This window comes from Cohnella sp. 56 (assembly GCF_037963805.1).
Classification (GTDB): Bacteria; Bacillota; Bacilli; order Paenibacillales; family Paenibacillaceae; genus Cohnella.
Genome location: NZ_JAZDQE010000020.1, coordinates 101,793 through 123,190, shown reverse-complemented (window position 1 = coordinate 123,190; position 21,398 = coordinate 101,793). Strand labels below are relative to the sequence as shown.

The 21,398-nt window shown below is 60.3% G+C and carries 13 protein-coding genes; 5 read left to right on the top strand and 8 right to left on the bottom strand.

What is annotated here, in order from left to right; translation table 11 throughout:
* From VQ071_RS25905 to VQ071_RS25895, 3 genes are all read left to right on the top strand, one after another.
* Positions 1 to 236, top strand: a 236-nt coding sequence (locus VQ071_RS25905; protein ID WP_340517280.1) for a hypothetical protein, incomplete at its 5' end; no start/stop codon positions are given.
* Between the two features lie 169 nt (positions 237 to 405).
* On the top strand, positions 406 to 2,244 hold the full coding sequence (locus VQ071_RS25900) for a glycosyltransferase (protein ID WP_340517278.1): 1,839 nt from the start codon (positions 406 to 408) through the stop codon (positions 2,242 to 2,244).
* On the top strand, positions 2,241 to 2,954 hold the full coding sequence (locus VQ071_RS25895; protein WP_340517276.1) for a glycosyltransferase: 714 nt from the start codon (positions 2,241 to 2,243) through the stop codon (positions 2,952 to 2,954). Before VQ071_RS25900 ends, VQ071_RS25895 begins: the two co-directional genes overlap by 4 nt.
* Positions 2,955 to 3,007: 53 nt before the next feature.
* Here VQ071_RS25895 and VQ071_RS25890 read toward each other — a convergent pair whose 3' ends face one another.
* Both VQ071_RS25890 and VQ071_RS25885 read right to left on the bottom strand, forming a co-directional pair.
* Positions 3,008 to 5,077 (bottom strand): class I SAM-dependent methyltransferase, encoded by a 2,070-nt coding sequence (locus VQ071_RS25890; protein WP_340517275.1) that lies wholly within the window; start codon positions 5,075 to 5,077, stop codon positions 3,008 to 3,010.
* A gap of 182 nt (positions 5,078 to 5,259) precedes the next feature.
* On the bottom strand, positions 5,260 to 9,129 hold the full coding sequence (locus tag VQ071_RS25885; protein ID WP_340517273.1) for an S-layer homology domain-containing protein: 3,870 nt from the start codon (positions 9,127 to 9,129) through the stop codon (positions 5,260 to 5,262).
* Between the two features lie 173 nt (positions 9,130 to 9,302).
* Between VQ071_RS25885 and VQ071_RS25880 the strand changes: the two genes are divergently transcribed.
* Entirely contained in the window at positions 9,303 to 10,475 is a 1,173-nt protein-coding gene (locus VQ071_RS25880; RefSeq protein WP_340517272.1) for a response regulator, read from the top strand.
* 161 nt (positions 10,476 to 10,636) lie between these two features.
* Positions 10,637 to 13,567: a hybrid sensor histidine kinase/response regulator gene (locus VQ071_RS25875; RefSeq protein WP_340517271.1), complete on the top strand. Its 2,931-nt coding sequence runs from the start codon at positions 10,637 to 10,639 to the stop codon at positions 13,565 to 13,567.
* A gap of 85 nt (positions 13,568 to 13,652) precedes the next feature.
* On the opposite strand, the gene VQ071_RS25870 is transcribed toward VQ071_RS25875, so the two are convergent.
* From VQ071_RS25870 to VQ071_RS25845, 6 genes are all read right to left on the bottom strand, one after another.
* Complete coding sequence (locus VQ071_RS25870) at positions 13,653 to 14,666, bottom strand: LacI family DNA-binding transcriptional regulator (protein ID WP_340517270.1); 1,014 nt, start codon at positions 14,664 to 14,666, stop codon at positions 13,653 to 13,655.
* Positions 14,667 to 15,162: 496 nt separating this feature from the next.
* Complete coding sequence (locus VQ071_RS25865) at positions 15,163 to 15,996, bottom strand: carbohydrate ABC transporter permease (RefSeq protein WP_445293338.1); 834 nt, start codon at positions 15,994 to 15,996, stop codon at positions 15,163 to 15,165.
* On the bottom strand, positions 15,993 to 16,871 hold the full coding sequence (locus VQ071_RS25860) for a carbohydrate ABC transporter permease (protein WP_340517267.1): 879 nt from the start codon (positions 16,869 to 16,871) through the stop codon (positions 15,993 to 15,995). The genes VQ071_RS25865 and VQ071_RS25860 overlap by 4 nt, the downstream gene beginning before the upstream one ends.
* A 67-nt stretch (positions 16,872 to 16,938) precedes the next feature.
* Positions 16,939 to 18,231 (bottom strand): ABC transporter substrate-binding protein, encoded by a 1,293-nt coding sequence (locus tag VQ071_RS25855; RefSeq protein ID WP_340517265.1) that lies wholly within the window; start codon positions 18,229 to 18,231, stop codon positions 16,939 to 16,941.
* Positions 18,232 to 18,337: 106 nt separating this feature from the next.
* Positions 18,338 to 19,432, bottom strand: coding sequence for a response regulator transcription factor (locus VQ071_RS25850; RefSeq protein ID WP_340517263.1), 1,095 nt, complete (start codon positions 19,430 to 19,432; stop codon positions 18,338 to 18,340).
* Complete coding sequence (locus VQ071_RS25845) at positions 19,429 to 21,300, bottom strand: sensor histidine kinase (RefSeq protein WP_340517261.1); 1,872 nt, start codon at positions 21,298 to 21,300, stop codon at positions 19,429 to 19,431. Before VQ071_RS25845 ends, VQ071_RS25850 begins: the two co-directional genes overlap by 4 nt.
* Positions 21,301 to 21,398 lie beyond the last annotated feature (98 nt).

The following is a 21,398-nucleotide window of genomic DNA, read 5'->3' as shown; positions in this document are numbered from 1 at the left end:
CTACAGGCATGACCGGCGCTACAGGCATGACCGGCGCTACAGGCATGACCGGCGCTACAGGCATGACCGGCGCTACAGGCATGACCGGCGCTACAGGCATGACCGGCGCTACAGGCATGACCGGCGCTACAGGCATGACCGGCGCCACTGGCATGACCGGCGCTACAGGCATGACCGGTGCTACAGGCATGACCGGTGCTACGGGCATGACCGGCGCTACGGGCCCGGTCGGTTAACCGGCCCGGCAAGCATTCGGCAGCAAGGCCGGATCTCAAATAACACTGTCGTCCACGCTACGATTTATCGTGCGCGTGGACGCTTTGTTTTCAATGGCAAGGGCTGCTGAGAACAAGCTTGGCTTGGGATTGCGAGCAGTATAGAATTGTGCGTAAACGGAGGTGTGCCATGAAGCCTGTAAGTATCGTTCTGCTCGCTCAGCATGAAAACCTGGTGGAAACCTGCCTGACTGCGCTCCGCCAACGAACGAGGCCCTCCTGCGAACTCATCGTCGTGCTGGAATCGGGGGCAACCGAGATCGCCAAAAAAATCGGAGCGATCAAAGATATAAACCCGCTGATCGTGCTTGCGCAAGCGGGATTCGGCGTAGCGGCCATGTACAACCTCGGAATCGCGCAAGCCCGGGGCGAGATCGTGGTTCTCATGCGGGATACTGTTGTTGTCGGCAACGACTGGCTGGAGCCTCTCGTCGATTGTCTGGAGGCTCATCCGGAAGCTGCGGCTGTCGGGCCTATGAGTCACGGCGTCAGCGGCGCACAGCATGCGGCGGGCGACGCAACAGAACTGCTGGAGCTGGATCGGGCGCGGCGGGCAACGGCCAATCCGGATCAGCGAGCCTCCCGGCTGATCGGTCTGATGATCGCTTTTCGCAGGAGTGCGCTTGAACAATTGGAAGGCTTCGACGAACGGTTCGAAGGCGAGAGCTATGAAGACGACGACATATGCTATAGAGCGCTGCTCGCAGGCTATACGCTGTATATCGCACGCGGGAGCTTCGTCGCGTACAATTCGCCGTTCATGACGCCGGCCCAATCAGATGCCTACAGACTTCATATGGCCAGGAACAAGCAGGTTGCCATAGAGAAATGGGGAGGCGACCTGACCGAGCTGCTGATGAATTGGAAATTGCCCGTGACGGTCAGCCTTTGCATGATTGTTAAAAATGAGGAAGAAACGTTGGCGCGCTGCTTGTCCAGTGTCGCGGATCTCGTCCAGGAGATTATTATCGTCGATACCGGATCCACGGATGCCACGAAGGAGATTGCAGCCCGCTTCGGGGCGCGTATCTTCGACTTCAAATGGGTGGACGACTTCGCCAAGGCCAGAAACTATGCCTTTGACCAAGCGACTCAGTCTTATATTCTGTGGCTGGATGCGGACGACATCCTGCTGCCCCAAGATCAAGCCGCCTTCGCAGAGCTGACCGCAGCTATGCCGGCCCATGCCGATGCGATATCCATGCACTATCATCTCGGCAAGGATGAATACGGCAATGTGACGAGCAGCCTTCGCCGCAATCGCCTCGTCCGTCGCAGCATGGGCTTCCGGTGGCACGGTATCGTCCACGAATATCTCCAGGTATACGGCAATATCGTTCAGCGCGAGATTGCCGTGACGCACGATAGAGTGCACAGCCACTCGGATCGCAACCTTCTTATTTATGAGCGCAAGGAACGTTCGGGCGAGCCCTTCAGCCCCAGAGACACCTACTACTATGCCAACGAGCTGTACGATCATGGCCTGTGGGCGCGTGCCGTGGAGCAGTACGAACGGCTGCTCGCGGAATCCGAGGTGTGGGTGGAGGACAGGATCGGCGCTTGCGGGCGCGCGGCAGAGTGCTACCATGCGCTGGGCCAGACGCAGCTGGCCAAGATCAAGGCGCTTCAATCCTTTGCCTACGCGCTGCCGCGCGCCGAAAATTGTTGCAGGCTGGGCCTGTTTTATTTGTCCGAAGGCCATTACAAGGAGGCTGCCTGGTGGTATCGGTTGGCCACGGAGGTCGAGATGCCATCGGATTCTGCCGCCCTGCTGCAGCATGCATGCTGGACCTGGCTGCCGCGCCTGCAGCTGTGCGTCTGCTACGACCGCATGGGCGAGTATGCGCTCGCTTATGAAGAGAACGAACAGGCTGCGGTTTATATTCCCCAGGATGCCCGGATCCTGACGAATCGCACCTATCTGCAGGACCGTCTCGGCATAGGAGATGCTACAGGGGGGACAAGATGAGCGCGATGCGCCCGCGGGAGCCGATAACGCTCTCTATGATCGTCAAGAACGAGTGCGGCAGGTATCTGGAGCAGGCACTGACGAGGCACAGGGAATATATCAGCAACGCCGTCATTATCGACGACGGCAGCACCGATCGCACGGCCGAGGAGTGCTTGCGTCTGTTGGAGGGCATTCCGGTTAAGCTGGTCCGCAATCCCGTGTCACGCTTTCAGAATGAGATCGAGCTTCGGCTTCAGCAATGGGAGGAGACCATCGGCGAGAATCCGAAGTGGATATTAAATCTGGACGCGGACGAATGGTTCGAAGACCGGTTCGCGAGCGAGATTCATTCCTTGCTCCACGACGAACAAGCGGATGTGCTCTGTTTCCGGCTGTACGACTTCTGGAACAAAAAAGCGTATCGGGCCGACGAATACTGGCAGGCGCATCTTTTTTATCGTCCATTTCTTCTTCGGTATCAACCGCACTTCAACTATCGCTGGAGAACGTCTGCCCAGCATTGCGGACGCTTCCCGGAAAATATACTGGAACTGCCGTCCGCGAACTCCGCGCTTCGCCTGAAGCATATGGGCTGGTCGTCGCCTGTAGACCGCGAGAACAAGTTTATACGCTATATGCTGCTTGATCCGAACGGCGAGCACGGCTGGAAGGAGCAGTATCTGTCCATCCTGGACGAGAATCCGGCTCTTGTCGAATGGTCGGATTGAACAGCTGAACCTCCTGTCCGCCATCCGGAGCAGGAGGTTCAGGTTCATGCGCCTCAGGACTGCAAGCCCTTGGCAAGCAACAGCCGGATGCACTTGATCTCCGGTCCCCACATGGTGGTAGAGATCGCATCGGCAGACTCGGCAAAGTCATCCATGCCGGCGTAGCGCCAGCCGACAGCATCCATCTGGGACTTGAACATGTCCATATCGACGTTGGGATAATCGACGGTGAGCACGAGCAAGCCGTCGTCCTTGAGCACGCGTCGGAACTCGCTCAGCGCGCCTCGCAACGTCTGCTCGTCGACATGTTCAAGCACGGAGATGCAGAAGACTTTGTCGAAGAACCGATCGCCATAAGGCAGGCTCGTCATATCGCACTGCGAGAGATGTATCCGGTCAAACAGGGCATGATCGAATTGGGACTCCGCCTGCCGGCTGACGGATTGAGCGATATCCGCCAGAATCGCTTCGCGTGAAAGGATGCGATGATCGCGATCGCATGCGTAAGCAGCCGACGCATGCGATGCCGCGAAAAACTTGAACGGATGGCATATCCCGCAGGCCGCATCGAGGATCGTATCCTCCGGCGCTATGAACCTGGACGCCCAGGCATACTCGTAGCGCCTGCTCCACCATGCTTCAGGCAGTTCGTATATAAAGTGATGCACCAGATCGTCAGTCCGGCGGATAAATCGCGATACGCGATCCTCATCGGATGCGCCAGGCTGGAGCAGGGCTGCGTCCTCCCGGCTGTGCTCCGCCGTCCGGGAAGCCAGAACCCGTTCCAGGAATTCTTTGTTGGACAGCATGCCGGGATGCCGGGGGTCGAATCGCAAGCCTTCATTATTATAATAGTAGGCAAGAGAATGATCCCCCAGATTATCGTAGCACACACAGAGCTGGATATACGGTTTCCAGGTCCATGCAGCCGGGTCGGGAGAAGGCGCCTCGGAGAACGGCTTGTAGGCCTTCGTCGCCTGCCTGTACCAAATGACGGCCTCCCTCCAATCCTCCTGATCCATGCACTTGGCGCCGAGTCTGCAATAGAGCTCCGCTCGCTTGTGGTTCAGCAGTTCCTTAAGCAGAATGGCTCTGCCTTCGTCGCCGTTGCCTCTTCGCGAATGAAATTCGTCGAGAAAAAGGCAGGCATGCGCCCGGTGCACAGGTGTCGTCTCCCCATCATCCGAAGCCAGATATTGACGCATACGGTATGCCGCCGCAAGCTCGTACCCGAAGCTTGCCAGATGCAGAGCCTCTTCATAAGGAGAAGCGAAGCCACCTGGGACGGCGGTGTCCGCCTCCGCGAGGTGGCGGCTAACAAACTCCGGAATTCCTGCAAGATCGGAATCGCGATATACATGATAGGCTGGATACGAAGTCTCGACAAACAGCTTCAAGCCCAGCGCGGCGGCCCGAACGCAGAAGTGCCGATCCTCTCCCCAATAGCCCAGATTCGGAATCTCGGCAAAGGATAGACCGGCGTTGATCGCGCCTGCCGAGATGAGCGTGCATGCGCCCAAGCCCCCCACTTCATAAACGCCGGGCACGCGAAGCCGTCCGTAAAACAGCTCGGTCTCCAGTGCCTTCTGCTCTTCCGTCTGCTCCCGGCGACGCTCAAGCGGGTACTGCTCGTATTCGCCATGGAGCCACACCTGCGGCATCGGACGCGTCCCGGGCTGCCAGCTCGTCCAGAAAACATTCGATACGATGTCTTTGCCCGCCCGGATCAGACTTTGCAGCGTCTGCGGATGGAGCACCAGGTCAGAATCGATCAAGAAGACGCCGTCATATTTTTCTTGCCTGGAGATGGATAGAATAGCATCTTTGTAGGCCGCCACTTTCCAAATGAGCGCATCCTGCCACAGATGCGTATATTCGTTCCGATACGATGCAGACGGACTGCCGTCCGCAGCCGTCCCCCCCTGGACGATGCGGACCGAAGGATGCCGGGTCGCAAAAAGCTCCAGCAGCACAGACGAGACAGGCTCCTCGTTGTCGTCGATAAAATAAAAATCGAGGCTGATGCCGGACAGATCCAGCCGCTCAAGCGATGCCAGGAAAGCTTCGAGCACGGGGGCTTGCTGCCTGATCGGACTGCCCAGCAATACTCTGGTGACGGCCATCATTATACACTCCTGTTGTTAGAGTCGACCCATCGTCAATTCACTTCAGCGTAACACAAAAAAAGTAGCGAGCATATGCCCCGAGCAACGCGATAGAGCGGATGTGAAGACGAATCATGCCAAGTAAAACGGGACGATGCAGGGATTATCCTGTACCGTCCCGTCTTGTCGGTAACGCGATCTTATTTGCCCCACTGCTCCAAGCCGGTCTCGTACAAGACGTAGCTGTGGGTGACCGAAGCTTCCATAATATCGGCATAGGCCCAGTTCGAGTCGGACAGATCGGTCCACACCGCAGGAACGCCGATTGTCTGGCCCGGACTGCGCTTCAGCAACTGGTTGAACACCTTTACCGCTTCGGCCCTTGTGACGGCCTGATTGGGACGGAAGGCGCCGTCCTCGTAGCCCTGCATGATGCCTTGGGCCCGGACGGCCGCGATCGCTTCGCCCGCCCAGTGCGTACCCGTATCGCTGAACGGGGCTGCGCCGCTCGCCGGCGCCTTCCAGCCGTACAGATTGGATAGCGCCTGCGCGAGCTCGGCTCGCGTCACTTGGCCTTCGGGCTTGAACGCTCCGCCGTCATAGCCCTTCATCCAGCCTTGCGCCGCAGCGGTGCGTATGCCGGCCGCCGCCCAATGCTTGGCGGATACGTCCTTGAAGGCGATTGCCTTGCCGCCGGTCTCCCGCTGCTCCATCGTTCGGGTCAGGACCACTGCCAGCTCGGCCCGGCTGACGCCTCTTGCCGGCTTGAAGCTGCCGTCCGGATAGCCTATCATATATGCCTCATGCGTGCCGGAACCTCCGGCCTTCGGCATAATCTTGAAGCTGTACTCGACGATCGATTGGCCGACATGGATATTGCCGTCCTTGATATAGCTGTCTTCGCCCTGCTGCTCGTTGCGCGTATCCAGGCGGCTGTCGAATCCGACGTAGCCGTCCTTCTCGCCCAGAATATAGTAGTCGCCGTCCGGATAAACCATCCATCCGTACTTGCCGCCGTCCGTGCTCGTCTGCGGATCGCGATTCTGATTCGGCGCGAAGTCCGGCAGCTCGGGCAGCTCGACCAGGGCGCCTGGCGTACGGCCCTTGGACTTGTTGAGCGCGGTGTCGCTCCAGTGAAGTGTCGTCTTGACGCCGTCCACCGTCTTGCCCGTCAGCGCATCCGTGATGGTACCATACGGATCGATCAGCTCGGAGGAGATCGTCGCGTTGCCTGCGGCATCGACGGTCAGCTTCGCAATCTTGCCTGCGAGCCGGTCGCCGGTCGGCGCGATCACGTTCAGCACGAGCTTGTAGGTGCCGGCGGCGAGCTGCGGCAACTGAATCGACTGCCCGCTCTTGATCGTGACCGGGGCATAGCCGAGATTCTTGCCGTCCGCGGACAGCAGTTGTCCGGTCAACGCGAGCTGCGGGCCGACGAGCTTGGTGAGCGGCTCGCTTAGCGCTGCGCCCTTGTCGTCCACCACGTTAAGCGTCACCGACTTGGCGGGAGGCGACACTGACACTGTCGGCGGCGCACTGACGACCGCGATCGTGTAGGGGAATGAGGCCACTGCACTCTTCGTCATACCGTCTTTAAATGCAACAGCTCTGATGGTCTTGGCGACGTCGATCATGATCGGCCTCTCGTAGACGGGGCTGTCGGCCGTCGGCTCGGTGCCGTCGGTCGTGTAACGGATCACGGCACCCTCGGTCGGCGATGCAAGCGCTACGGTCGTACCCGAGGCTACCTCGCCGGCGGCCGGCGAAGCCGTCACGGCCGCGACTTGAGCAAGCGCTGCTACCGATGTCGTGTTCGAATCGCCTTCGCGGCTGCCTCCGACGACCGCCAGCTTGAACATGTAGGCGGCGCCCGGGGACAGCCCCGTCACGGTCGCCGTACCGGAAGCGTAATCGAGCGGCTGCAGCGTGGTTGCTCTCTCCCAGCTCAGGCCGCCGTCTGCGGATACGAGAACGACAACCTGCGAGGCGCCGGAAGGTTGGCCGAAGCCGAGCAGCACTTGGTCGCCGCTCCGCGAGGCGGACAGGTTCGAGATTGGCTTGGGGTATACCTTGACCGTCGAGCACTCGCCTTGCAGTTGATCCGCGTAGGATACATAGGGCCTGCCTTCGGGATCGATCGCGAGCGAGATGTCGTAGGCGGCGCCGCCGGAGAAGTCCTCGCCGCCTACGCCCTCCCATGCCGAGCCGTTCCAGCGCAGCACGCTGACCGGCCCTACGCCCTCGAAGCGCTTGGAGTAGGCGAGATAGGGCACGCCCTGGTTGTCTACGACGATCCGCAGCGCATCCGCACGCCCGGCGATGCCCGCAGATCCGAGCTCGTCCCAGGCGCTTCCGTTCCAGCGGATCACGCTCGGCTTGCGGCTGGCATTCGAGTCGTCGAAGGCGACATACAGCGTATTGTCGACCGGGCTTGCAGCCAGCGAGATACGCTTCGTCAGCGAATTCGGCTCTCCGAAGCCGTCATAGCTGATGTCGGCCCAGCCGCCGCTGCCCAGCCGATAGACGAATGGCATGTAGCTGTTGTACGAGCCGTCGGGCACGGCGAAGTAGCCCACATATGGAATGCCGTCCCGGCCTATAGCCAGCGACAATTGCTGTACGCTGGCCTCGGGCGTGAACTGTGCTGCGCCGGCCGGCTGCCAGGCGCCGTCGACGAATCTCGATACGGTTATGGCGCCGCCGAGCGGGCCGGCCAGATCGCGATAGGCGACGTACGGACGGTTCGCGGCGTCCAGCTTGAGATCGGGCAGATCAGCCTCGCCGATGCCGGCTTGGCCTACGGTCTTCCATGCTTGTCCGTCGAATTTGCGTACGGTCAGCAGGTCGTCCGCTGACGCCGTATAAGCAATATAGGGATATCCGTCGCTGTCGAGCGCCAGCGAGACGCTGGACGCCTGCTCGTCGGACGCCTCCGCGCCAACGGACGTCCATGTCGCTCCCGTGAACTTTTTAACGACGATCTTGCCGGTCATTGCTTGGTCCACATAAGCGATATACGGAATGCCGTCCGCTCCGATGGCGAGCTCGGTGTCTCTCACCAGTTGGCCGCTGAAGCCCTGCTCGCCGACCAGACGCCAGCCGGGATCGCTCTTGGTCATCACAGTCGCGATATTGGAGAGGCCCCCTCTGTATCCGTCTTTGACGGCAAGGCGGAATTGATAGGAGGTCCCGGGCTTAAGTCCCTTTACGGTTGCGTCGTTGGAATATTTACTAAGCTCGTCCCCGTACGCAGATGTCCACGTGAGGCCGCCGTCTTCGGACTGCTCCAGCTTCACCTCGGTCGCATCTGCCGGACTGGTGAAGTGGAGCGATACTTGCGTATCGCTGGCCATGTATGCCGACAGATTGGTGATCGGCTCCGACAGCCAACCTCCCAGGGCAAACGGCACAATCTGCCCTTCCGTCCGTCCGGCTGCGCTCCAGTCGATCGACGCGATGTCGCCGCCTGCGCCTTGAACGCTGTAGATGACAAGGTCGCCCTCATCGATCTTGTCCCTGTCCCCGTACTTGACATTGGATGGCTGCGGGGCGTCATCGATGCCGACGAGCGCGGTGCGGCTGCCGTCAGCGTCCGTATTGCCGATGACGAGCCAATAACGCTGGTCTCTGTACAGCTTGACCGGACTGTCCAGCGAGAAGCTCCGGGCGCCGAAGTTATTGACGGCGCTGCCGCCGTCCAGGGCATCGGCCAACTGAATGGTTCCTTTGGCGCTGCCGACCAGCGTGCCCGGCTTGCCGCCGTTGTCGCTGTAAATGGCTGCCGACAGGGCTACGTCAGTATAGGTCGGACGCTGTGTGTTGTCATATTTTACGTTGATGAAGAGAACGTCGGATTCGGCATACGCGTTTTTCATCTCGAACGGCGTCGCAATATAAGAGGCCGGGGCAAGCGCCTTGAAGGGAGGCGTCTGAGGCTCGCTCCCCCAGCCCATCGTATCGTAGATTGCGCTGAGCTCGGCGTTGGCTGCGGGAAGGCGAATAAATGGCAATATGAGCGTTAAAGTCAGCAGCATCGCCAACGATCTTTTCAAGCTTGCGTTATTTCCCATGTTAAATATAGATGCCTCCTGTTAGATCAAATGTCGCACCCAAATTATATCAGCCGATTCTGGACATTCTCTGAACATTTTTCGACGAAATTCTTGATTAGCCGTCGAAAAGAGGGATTGAGTGTGGTAAAAAGAAGGTACGCATTTTTCTTTATGAATGGGGCTTTCACACAATGAGAGCGATAATTATAGACGATGAGCAGCCTGCGATCGATCTATTGAAAATACTGCTGGCTGAGGATGGGCGGACCGAGATCGTCGCCGCTTTTCGACGCCCGTCCGAAGCGCTGGAGCGGGTAGGCGAGCTGGCGCCGGATGCTGTATTTCTGGACGTCCATATGCCGGGCATGAGCGGCCTGGAGCTGGCCGAACGTCTGTACGAGCGATATCCCGGACTCGAAGCCGAGATCGTCTTCGTTACGGGCTACGAGCATTATGCCATTGAGGCGTTCCGCCTGAATGCAATCGATTATTTGCTCAAGCCGGCGGACGAGGACCGAGTCAGGCAGACGGTAGACCGCGTGCTAAGGCGCAAACCCGGCCTGTCCCGCAGCATGGGAAGCAGTCCCGCTCAAAAGCAATCGGCACAGGACCAGCAAGGCGAATGCGTAACGGTCAAAGGATTCGGGGGCTTCAGGATCACATCCGGGAACGTTCAGCAAATGAAGTGGCGGACGGTCAAATGCGAGGAGCTTGTTGCCTGTCTGGCTTTGAACAAAGATCAGCCGATGTCCAAGTGGGAGATTATCGAACAGCTGTGGCCGGGTCTTGACGCGGAACGGGCGCTGACGATGCTCCACACGACCGTATATCAGACGCGCAAGGCGCTCAGAGGCTCGGGGATGCATGTCGACCTCACGTTTTCCGCCGGCCGTTATCGTCTCGCGTGGTCCGGAGAGCCTGCGGACTTCACGCGCTTCGAGGATTATTTCGGGAAAAATGTCCGGGTCGACGACCGCAACGCCCGGCAATTCGACGTCATGCTCGCTATGTACGAAGGAGAGCTTTATGGCGATATGGACGCCCCCTGGTGCATCAACAAGCGGGAGAGTCTGCTCATGCTGTTCCTCGAGCGCTCCCGGCAATATTGCGGTTATCTGTTGAGCGCCGGCCACGAGAACCAGGCAGAGCAGCGGCTGAGAGCGCTGCTGCGGCAGTATCCGTTCGACGAAGGCCTGCATGAGTTGATGCTGCGCCTGCTGGAGGGACGGGGAGATCGCACCGGGTTCATCCAGCACTACCATCGCCTGACCGCGATTCTGGATCAGGAGTTCGGTCTGCAGCCGGGGGACGGGGTCAATCAGCTGTATCAACGTGTCCTGAACGCCGGCAAAGCCTCGCGCTGAAAATTTTTGTGCCCTCCGGGAGGTCGCCCATCATTAACTATACCTTGCGTGCCATTCGTGCCAACAAGCCCCGCCTTGTTTTTATAATGGCGGTGCTCGTTTATGCGGCTACTTTTATTATCCCCATCTATCAGCATCAGAAAGCCTACAAGCCGGTTGCCGTGGCAGGCTCGATCGATCTGCGGGATTGGGACTGCGCTTCCGACATCACGGTCCCGCTCAACGGGGAGTGGGCGTTCTACTGGTCCAGACTGCTGTCTCCCTCCGATCTGGCCCGGGGAGAGATACAGCCGGACACTTATATGAAGGTGCCCGGCCATTGGGACGGCCAGCGGATCGGAGCTGCCAAGCTGCCGATTAACGGCTATGCCACCTACCGTCTTCAGGCACAGCTGTCGTGCGGCCAAGGCACGCTCGCGCTCAAGACGTCCAACATCCGGGCGTCCAACCGGATCTTCGTCAACGGAGACGAGATCGGACACAGCGGATCGCCGGCCGCGACAGCCTCGACCATCATCCACCGCAATACGCCTTACGCCGGTTATTTTCAACTGCAAGGACGCCACGAGCTCGATATCCTCGTCCAGGTGGCGAGCTTCAAGAGCTTCAACTCCGGGATGGTGCAGACGATCACGCTCGGCAAGCAGGATGTTATTGCGCACCTGGGCGAGTACAACGTGCTGCTGGACGGGATTGTCTCTTCGGGCTTCCTGTTTATCGGGCTATACTTCTTTGTCTTGTATTTCCAGCGCAGCAACAGCAAGGAGCTCATCTACTTCGCGTTGGTCAGCTTCTTCGGCGGCATCTACCAGATGACCCATTCGGAGCGCCTGCTCATGAAGCTGGTGCCTTCGCTCGATGTCATGCCGCAGCTGTGGATCGAGAACTTGTCCGCTCTCGGGGTGCTGTTCTTCTTCTCCAGGTTCACCTACTATCTGTTGCCGGGCGTATTCTCACGCCGGGCGCTGCGGGTGCTGGAGATCATTCTGACGGTGTGCGCAGTGCTCGTGATCTTCACCAAAGCGACCTACTATGCGCCATATATTTATTCGATTCTGCCGATGTCCGCCTTTGTCATGGGGCTGAACGGCTATTACATGTACAAGGCTTCGCTCAGACGCAGACCCGGCGCCGTTTATCTGACGCTATCCGCCATCAGCTGCTTCATCATGATGTTCACCTCTGCGCTCAACACGCTGTGGCAGCTCGACGGACATTTTTTCTTGCCGATTGCCCAGCCGATTCTCGTCATCTCCCAGGCGCTGTACATGTCGCTGCAATTCACCAACGACTACAATCAAGTCAGGCGCTTGACCGACAAGCTGTCGGCGGCGGACAAGCTGAAGGATGAATTCCTGGCCAACACTTCGCATGAGTTCAAGTCGCCGCTCAACGGCATCATCAACATCTCGCAGTCCCTGATCGAAGGCGCACGCGGCCAGCTCAGCCGCGAACAGTCCGATGATCTCCAGCTGGTGAGGGACATCGGCCGCAGATTGACGATACTGGTCAATGACATCCTGGACTACTCGCGCATGAAGCATCGCGATCTCGTGCTGAATATCGCGCCGGTAGATCTGTCGGCGGTCGTGGGAGCGGTCATCGGCCTCTACAGCTATGCGATCAAGAGCAAGCCGCTGCTGCTCGACAATCGGATTGCCCCCGCAGAGTTCTATGTGCTGGCGGACGAGAACAGATTGTATCAGATCATCCGCAATCTGATCGACAATGCCATCAAGTATACAGACCGCGGCAGCGTCACCGTCTCTGCGCGCAGCACGGCCGGCCATGTCAAGATTACCGTCTCGGATACCGGCAGAGGAATCCCGCCGGACCGGCTGGAATCCGTCTTCATGTCCTATGAGCAAGCGGCGGGCGCGGATCCCCAGCTCTCCGGCGGTGTCGGTCTCGGCTTGTTCATCGCCCGGCAGTTAGCCGAGCTGCAGGGAGGAACGCTCGTCGCAGCTTCGGCGCCGGGCAACGGTACGCAGATGGAGCTGACCCTGCCGGCTACGCAGTCTCCGGCCGAAGCCGCATCTGCCGTCAAGGCAGAGCCGCCGGCGGAGCTGGATGTATTCTCCGCCACCGAAGGCTGCGGCCCCATGAACGTGCTGATCGTGGACGACGACTATAGCAATCTGCGTACTTTGCTGAATGTGCTCGCGCTGGACGGCTACACAGTGACGGCCGTAGGCAGCGGGGAAGAAGCGCTCCGCCAAATCGACGCGCAAGCCTACGAGCTGTGCATCATGGACATCATGATGCCGGGCATGAGCGGCTACGAGCTGTGCAGGAGGATCAGAGAACGCTACACGCTGCCCGAATTGCCTGTCCTGCTCGTGACTGCGGGCTCCAGCCGGGAAGGGATGGCATACGGCTTCGAGGCCGGCGCCAACGACTTCTTGTTTAAGCCTTATGATATGTCGGAGCTGCGCACCCGCGTCAGGACGCTCGTCTCCCTGAAGCAGACGATGGGGCAAGTCGTTCAGAAGGAATTGGCTTTTCTACAGGCCCAGATCAAGCCTCACTTTTTGTTCAACACGCTCAACACGATATTATCGTTAAGCCACACGGATCACGCCAAGTCGCGTACAGTGCTGCGGAACTTCAGCGTATATCTGCGCTACAGCTTCGAATTCAGAGGCGAAGCCGAGCTGTCCGAGGTGCGTCAGGAGCTGAATTTAATCAAGGCTTATGTGGATATCGAGCTGGCGCGGTTCGGCAGCGAGCTGCGGGTGGACTATAGCATCGATCCCGAAGCCAACACCTGCAATATGCCTCCGCTGATGCTCCAGCCGATCGTAGAGAACGCGATCCATCATGGCGTCATGTGCAGGGAGGAAGGCGGGACCGTCCGCATCTCTATCCGTCTGCGCAGCGGCCGGCTGCATGTGAACGTACAGGATGACGGCGTGGGCTTTTCCGCACACCCGATGACGGTCAACAGCGGCCGCAGAGCGAGTGTCGGTCTGGACAATATTCGAAAAAGGCTCAAGCACCTTTACAATGAGGAGCTGATCATTGAGAGCAGTCCGTCCACAGGCACATCCGTATCGTTTGCCATTCCGGCCAGAACCGATTCGCAAGGATGACAAATAACTGCATGTGACCCAAGGTCCCGTCTCCCGGCTGGCCGGCCGGCGAAGGCCGCCCCTCCGCGGACGCCGCCCGGCGGCCCTACCCGCCGTCCCGCGCCGGGCCCGTCGTCGCCCGCACGATCAGCTCCGTCGGCACGATGACGGCCGGGGCCGGACTGTCCGGCTCGGTGATGAGCCGGTCGAGCAGCTCGATCGCGCGGCGCCCGAGCAGCGGCATGTCCTGCCGCACCGTCGTCAGCGGCGGATGCACGACGCGCGCTTCGTCGATGTCGTCGAAGCCGACGATCGACAGCTCGTCCGGCACTGCGACGCCCGCCTCGCGGGCTGCCTGCAGGGCGCCGATCGCGCACTTGTCGGAGCTGCAGATGATGGCGGTCGGCCGCTCGGATAGCGCCAGCAGCCGATGCATCCCGCGATAGCCCGCCTCCTGCGTGAAGTCGCCGGCCACGATATCGTCCGGGCGCACGGACAAGCCTGCAGCGGTCATCGCCGCATGATAGCCCGCCATACGCCGCTCGCCGACGTAGGAGCCCGGCAGGCCGGCGAAGTAGGCGATTCGCCGATGCCCCAGCTCGTACAGGTAACGTACGGTGCCCTCTATCGCCTCCTTGTTGTCCGAGGAGATATAGCCCGCGCGCTTGCCCTTCAGGTTCAGATCGATGAACAGCGTCGGGATGCCCGATGCAACCAGCTTGTCCGCATCGAGCTCACCGAGCTGGAAGCCGAAGGCAAGCACGCCCTCGACGTTGCGGCTGCGGCAGTGCTGCACGAAGTTGTACTCGGGATGCGCGGACAGCTGCGCCAGATAGATGAGATCGTAGCCGCGCTCCTTGAGCGCTTCGTCGATGCCGCCGAGCAGATGCACGAAGAAGGGGTTCGACAGCCCCGCCGTGAGCAGGATGCCGATCGTCATCGAGCGCCGACCGACGAGCGACCTGGCCGCCTCGTTCGGCCGGAACTGCATCTCGGCCACGAGCGCGAGCACCTTCTCCCGCGTGGCCCGGCTGACCGTCGTATAGTCGTTGAGCACCTTCGACACCGTCGCGACCGACACCCCGGCCGCCTTTGCGATATCGCGTATTGTAGCAGTCATCGCGGGAACCCGCCTCCGTCTTGCCCGGCCGTGAGCGCCGGCGTTATATTGTTCCTACCATAACGCGAAGCGGGGCCGCATTGCAATGCGAGAGAAGCAGAACCCCGCGGGGACCGATCTGCCTGCCGTCCGATTCCCCTCTCTGTCGCGCCTCCGTCGTTATTCCGTCGTGCGCCGCATTGCCTGCAAATATACATCTCCTTTCGCCGCTGGCTATCCTTTTGAGAAGAAAAGATGCAAATGCGCAGGTATTTTCCTCCATCAGCCCCATTTCCGGATTATGCTTTGAATTTACCTGCACATTTGCAGGTATCTCATCAAATGTAGCGCGTCGGCAGAAAATACATGTACAAATACAGGTTTTTCAGCACGCCACCCATCCGAAAAACGTCTGCATGCCGAAAGCGCGCGCTCCCTTTCCCGCAATTCGCCGCTGCACGCAAAAAAAGGCACAACCCGCGAACAATCCGCGGCCTATGCCCTTTTCGACACCTTATTATCCCTTCAACGCACCGTCCGCCAGCCCCTGCAATATAAAGCGCTGGAAGGCGACGAAGAAGGCGACGACCGGCAGCGCCGTCAGGACGAGCGAGGCGAGGATGCTGCCCCAGTCCTTGGTGTACTGGCCGAAGAAGCTGTTGGTCGTCAGGATGAGCGTGTACTTCTTCACATCCGTCAGCACGAGCAGCGGCAGCAGGAAGTCGTTCCATATCCACAGAATATTGATGATGGCAAGCGTGACCGTGATCGGCTTGAGCAGCGGCAGAATGATGCGGAAGAATGTATAGATCTCCCCCGCCCCGTCGATCTTCGCCGCCTCCTCCAGCTCTCTGGGGATGCCTTTGACGAAGCCGTGGTAGAAAAAGACGACCATGTTCAGCCCCATGCCGATGTAGATCAGCCCGAGTCCGAGCGTCGAGCCCTGGAGCGACAGATGCTTGACCAGCTGCGTCAAGGTGATCATGATGACGTTGAACGGGATCATCATGGAGGCGAGGAACAGGAAGAATACGCTCCCGCTCAGCTTGCCCGGCGTCCGCGACAGCTTGTAGCCGGCCATGGCGCCGAGAATCAGCATGCCCGCGAGTCCGACGACCGTCACGATCAGGGAGTTGAAGAAGCTCTGGACGATGTCGACGTTGTGAATGACGTAGTCGTAGTTCTTGAAGCTGAAGCTCGTCGGCCACGAGAGCACGGAGTGGAAGATCTCCTTCTGGCTCTTGAACGAGTTGACGACGGCCATGTAGACCGGCAGCGCGAAGAAGACCGCCATGACGAGCAGGACGAGATTGGACAGCACGGACCGGGGTGCGGAGCTGCGCTCTATCATGCCTCGATCTCCCTCCTCTTCATGACCTTGACCTGGATCAGCGTGAAGATCAGCACGATCACGAACAGGATCATGGCCTTCGCATTGGCGAAGCCGAACCGGTAATTATAATTGAACGCTTCCTGGAAAATATGCATCGCCACGACCTCTGTCTTGCGCCCCGGACCGCCGCCGGTGAGGCCATAGACGACGTCGAACGTGTTGAACGCCGCGTTCAGCGTCAGGAAGATGCAGATCGTCAGCGCCTGCGTGATCATCGGCAGCGTGATCGAGCGGAACATCTGCCAGCCGTTCGCCCCGTCGATGCGGGCGGCCTCCTTCATATCCTGCGGCACGCCCTGGAGCGCGGCGACGTAGATGATCATCATGTAGCCGGCGCCCTGCCAGAGCGACACGATGATGATGGCGAAGAACGAGATCTTCGGATCGCTCGTCCACGCCTGATCGAGGAAGGGCAGCGACGCCTTCTCGGCGAGCTCCGGCAGCAGCTTCGTGAAGATAAACGTCCACATGAAGGCGCCGATGATCATACTCATCAGATTGGGCATGAAGAAGACCGTCCGGTAGGCGCCCTTCGCCCGTCTGCGCGACTCGATGAGCAGCGCCAGCCCGAGGGCGATGGCGTTCTGGAGCAGCACCATCAGCACGACATACTTGAGCGTGAACAGCAGCGCCTGCATGAACGCGGGGTCCCGCAGCGCCTCCGTATAGTTGGCGATGCCGATGAACGAATAGGTGCGGGCGAGCCCGTTCCAGTTGGTGAAGCTGTAGGCCGCGCCTCCGAGCATGGGGAGCAGGGTGAACACGGCGAAGAACAGCAGCGCCGGAGCGACGAAGATCGTGAACATGGTGTAATGGCGAAGCGCGCGCGGCATTTTAAATCACCCTCCCTTCAATCCGAAGGCAGCTTCGGATCGAAGCTGCCTTCTCGTGTGCTGCGGACTATTGCTTGTTCAGCGCGTTCGCGTCGGCCCAAGCCTTATCCAGCGCCTTGACGACGTCTTCCTTGGACGAGTCCTTGGCGTAGTAGCTCTGGAACAGCGTCTCGGATACGTTCTTGACGCCCGAGGGAATGCGGGGATCGTCGTAGGCTTTGCCGGCCTTCACGTATTCCGTCACGTCCGCGACCCACGGGTACGGGGTGAACGTATGGCTCTTGGCGACGGGATTGAACATCAGGCTCTCGTAGAACGCGCTCGAATCTTTGGCGTCGAGCATATAGTTGACGAGATCGAGGGCCACTTCCTTCACCTTGGAGTCCGGGGAGACCGCGATCGACGTCGAGGTCGACAGATTGAGCAGCGTCGAAGCCGGGTCGTCGTTGATCGGCATCGCCGCGACGCCGAGCTCGAACGACGGATCGTTCTTCAGGATCGCCTCCGCGAACCACGGACCCTGCGCCGGCCACATCGCGATGTTGCCCTCCGCGAATTGCGCGGTCGCCTGGTCGCCGTCCAGCTCGAACACCTTTTTGTCTCCGAACTCGCGCAGCATGTCCATCGCGTCCGTCAGGCCGTTCAGCTCCGCATACGACGCCTTGCCCTCGTCCATTCTTTCTACGAAGCCTTGGTTGGCCGAGCTGTTGAGCGCACCCGCGGCCAGCGTCGGGAAGCTCTCTGCCATCCACGATTCCTTGAGCGCGATCATGAACGGCTGAATGTTCTTCGCCTTGAGCGTGTCGCCCAGTTGCTTCATCTCCGACACCGTCTCCGGCAGCTTCAGGTTGTTTTCGCGGAAAATCTTCTTGTTGTACAGCATGCCCCAGCCGACGCTCTCAAGCGGTACTGCGAGGATCTTGTCGTCATAGGTGACGCCCGACTTGACGCCGTCCAGCAGCTCCGAGACGAACGGCTGGTCGCTCAGATCGGTCAGATAGCCGGCACGGTAAAAGCTCGGGATGTCGTTGACGGCATGCAGCGTGAACACGTCGGGGCTGTCGCCGCTGGCCATGCGCGACTTCAGGATCTGGTCGGCCGTATCGGAGCTCGGCATCTCCAGGCTGATGTTCACCTTGATGTTTTTGTCCGCCAGCTCTTTCTTCTTGAACTGCTCGAAGTAGCTCTCGAACTGGGTCTTGAATCTCGGCAGGCTGACGAACACCTTGAGATTGACGGTCTTCGCGGCTGCGCCGGTGCCGCCCGCGTCCGCGCCGGATGTATCGTTATCGGACCCGCAGGCGGCGAGCGCGCCGCCCAGCAATGTCAACGTCAGCAATGCAGGAATTTTCTTGTTCATAGGGGCCTGTCCCTCCTGATGGATATCGATCGATCGTCTGCACTCAGTATAGCAAGCGCTGCCACGGCCGGGATCAGACGATATTGGCTCCTGGGATAGGACAATATTAAGGTGCCGGCCGCTCCCGCATCCGCCCCGGCGTCTCGCCGAACTGCTGCTTGAACAGCCGGTTGAAGTAGGTCACGTCCTCGTACCCGACGGACAGGGCGATATCCTTGATCTTCAGCTCGCTGCCGCATACCAGGCTCCGGGCCTTGTCCATCCGCAGCCGGATGACGTATTCGGTCAGATTGACGCCGGTCTGCGCCTTGAACGCCTTGCTGAGATATTCCTTGGTCACATAAAAAGCCTCCGCCACCGACTCCAGGCTGATCTGGCGTTCGTAATTGCGGTCGATGTAGCTCTTGATCTCGCCCATGTCGAGCTTCTCCTTGTTTTTGCGCTTGGCGGCGATATGGCCGATGGCCGCGCCGTACAGCTCGGACAGGCCGTCGACCAGCGCCTCGGGAGATGCCGCCGCGCCGGACGGCCGGGACACGCTCGGCCCCTCGGTCCGCTCCGCGATGTCCTGCATGGAGCCGTCCGACCGGACGACGAAGTCCTCCAGCAGCAGGTACAGCTCCATATACAGCTTGCGCAAGCCGGCCTCGCTCGCATAGGCCCGCTGCGTCAGCGCCGACGCCAGATGGCCGAGCGTCCGCTGGACTCCCTGCCGGTCCAGACCGTGCAGGTACCGCGTCAGATCGCGCTTGGTCTCCGCCGTCAGCGCCTGCAGCGCTTCGTCCGTGTAGTGGACGGACCGCAGCTCCCGCTCGCGCTGCGTCCGCGCCAGGCGCAGCTCGCGCACGCAGCGCTCCAGCGCGCCGTTCAGCTCGTCCTCGTCGATCGGCTTCAGAATATAGGTCGACGCCTTGTAGTCGATCGCATGCTTCGTATACTGAAAGTCCGCATGCCCGCTGACGACGATCACCTTGGCTTCGTTGCCCTGCTCGTTCAGCCTGCGGATGAGCTCGGTTCCCTCCATGCCCGGCATCCGCATGTCGAGCAGCACGATATCCGGATGCGCAGCCGCGATCAGCGCCAGGCCGTCGTAGCCGTTCTCCGCTTCCCCGGCGATCTCGATGCCGAGCGCGTCCCAGCGGCCGAGGCTGCGGATCATCCGCCGGCTCCAGATCTCGTCGTCGATGATGACAGCCTTCATGCGTCTTCTCCCTCCCTCTCTCCCGGGGGCTCGGTACCCGCCGGCAGATGAATCTCGATCACGGTGCCGGCCCCCTCCGCGCTGTCGATGCGAAGGCCGTAGGCCGCGCCGAAGCGCAGCTTGATCCGCGCGTCCACATTACGAAGGCCCAGGCTCTCCGAATCCCGGTACAGCGCTCCGTTGGCGTCCAGCGTCCGGCGCAGCTCCGCCAGCCGCTGCGGCGCGATGCCATCCCCGTTGTCCGCGATGCGGATGACGGCGACGCCGTCCCGCAGCTCCGCTCCGATCGCGATGCGCCAATCCGCCAGCTTGTGCTGGAAGCCGTGCTCGAAGGCGTTCTCCACGATCGGCTGCAGCGTCAGCAGCGGGATCGGCAGCGATTCGAATTCGGCCGGCAGCCGCTCGTCCACCGTCACCTTATTCGGGAACCGCATCTCCTGGATATACAGGTAATTGCGCATATGCTGCCAATCCTCGCGGAGCGTCGCCGCGTCGGGCAGGCTGCGGATGCTGTAGCGGAACATCCCGCCGATCGCCTTGACGACCCGGTGAATCTCCGGCACGTCCTTCTCCAGCGCCATGCCGCTGATGAGCTGCAGCGTATTGTGCAGAAAATGCGGGTTGATCTGCGCCTGCAGCGCCTTGACCTCCGCCGTGCGCCTGGCGATCGTCGCCTCGTACTCGAACTGGATCAGGCCTTTGATATTGTTCACCATAAGCTCGAAGCTGTTCTCCAGCAGGCCGATCTCGTCCTGGCGGTTGCGGCTGGCGACGTAGTCGGTCTTGATCCAGTCGAGCTTGCGCATATAGCGCACCAGATTCGTGATCGGCTTGGTCATCATGTAGGCCAGCAGGACGGACAGCCCGATACAGACGAAGACGACACCCGCGCCGATCCAGAAGCTGCTGCGGATGATGTCCTCGCTGCTGCGGTCGATCAGGTCGCTCGGCACGAGCTTCGCGACGGAGAAAAACGTGTAGGGCACCTCGCTGCGGAAAAGGTACGTGTCTCCCACCTTCTCGTACGACGCTTGCTCGCCGGGGCGCGGCTTCAACGCGAGCAGGAGCGCTTCGGACTCCGGCTCCTGCTCGCCCGCCTGCGGCGAATACAGAATGCTGCCATCGGCGCCGACGAGATAGACGCGGGCGCCCTCGTCCTGCCGGAGCGCGCTTAGCATGCGGTCCATCAGACTCCACTTCACGTCGAGCGCGGCCGCGCCGAGCAGCTTGCGGTCCTCGAACCGGTTGATGGGGCGCATGAGCATGAAGCTCTGCCGGTCCGCATGGTTGGCGTAGCTCAGCCGGCTGTGCGCCAGATCGAAGCCGGCCCAGTTCACCGAGGCGAGCGGCGAGGCGTTCCTGATGCTCTCCTCGTAGCCGCTGACGACATACGTCTTGCCGATGTTGGCCACCTCGAGCATGACGCTGTTCAGCACGCTCTGATTGGCATAATAGATCGAGGAGAGCTTGTTGTTGATATAGTCGTTGGCCCTGTAGAACTGCGTGATGTCGTCGTTGTCCAGCCGCCCCATCCGGTCCGAGATCTTGTCGTCGATGATGATGGAGTTCAGCATCTCGTCGAGCTGGCTGAGCTTCTCCGACATGTACTCGCTGACGGTGGAGAGCTGGGAGCCGTTGAATTGGATCATCTCCCGCTCCATCGCCTGCGACGATCGCGCGATCGCCATCGCGGTCACCGCCGTGATGGGCAGAATGGAGAGCAGCAGCATGAAGAGCAGCAGCTTGTTGCGGAGACGGCTGCGGAACGGATCGAGCAGGCGGGCGCGCCAGCCGCCGCGGCCGCCCGGCGGGCGGGTCCCCGGGGGCCGTCGGCGGCGCGCGCCGGATTCGGAAGATGAGGCAGCCATACGGCGTTCAAGCCTCCTTGGCTTCGAGAATGACGAGAGGCATCCCCCGATCTCGCGATTGGGGGATGCCTGTCGAACTTAATATGCGTGACGATTGG

Bases quoted from the DNA above. Each gene is read 5' to 3' on its own strand.
- VQ071_RS25890 (WP_340517275.1), bottom strand. From the start codon at position 5,077: ATGGCCGTCACCAGAGTATTGCTGGGCAGTCCGATCAGGCAGCAAGCC.
- VQ071_RS25880 (WP_340517272.1), top strand. From the start codon at position 9,303: ATGAGAGCGATAATTATAGACGATGAGCAGCCTGCGATCGATCTATTG.
- VQ071_RS25855 (WP_340517265.1), bottom strand. From the start codon at position 18,231: ATGAACAAGAAAATTCCTGCATTGCTGACGTTGACATTGCTGGGCGGC.
- VQ071_RS25845 (WP_340517261.1), bottom strand. From the start codon at position 21,300: ATGGCTGCCTCATCTTCCGAATCCGGCGCGCGCCGCCGACGGCCCCCG.
- VQ071_RS25860 (WP_340517267.1), bottom strand. From the start codon at position 16,871: ATGCCGCGCGCGCTTCGCCATTACACCATGTTCACGATCTTCGTCGCT.
- VQ071_RS25865 (WP_445293338.1), bottom strand. From the start codon at position 15,996: ATGATAGAGCGCAGCTCCGCACCCCGGTCCGTGCTGTCCAATCTCGTC.
- VQ071_RS25870 (WP_340517270.1), bottom strand. From the start codon at position 14,666: ATGACTGCTACAATACGCGATATCGCAAAGGCGGCCGGGGTGTCGGTC.
- VQ071_RS25900 (WP_340517278.1), top strand. From the start codon at position 406: ATGAAGCCTGTAAGTATCGTTCTGCTCGCTCAGCATGAAAACCTGGTG.
- VQ071_RS25885 (WP_340517273.1), bottom strand. From the start codon at position 9,129: ATGGGAAATAACGCAAGCTTGAAAAGATCGTTGGCGATGCTGCTGACT.
- VQ071_RS25850 (WP_340517263.1), bottom strand. From the start codon at position 19,432: ATGAAGGCTGTCATCATCGACGACGAGATCTGGAGCCGGCGGATGATC.
- VQ071_RS25895 (WP_340517276.1), top strand. From the start codon at position 2,241: ATGAGCGCGATGCGCCCGCGGGAGCCGATAACGCTCTCTATGATCGTC.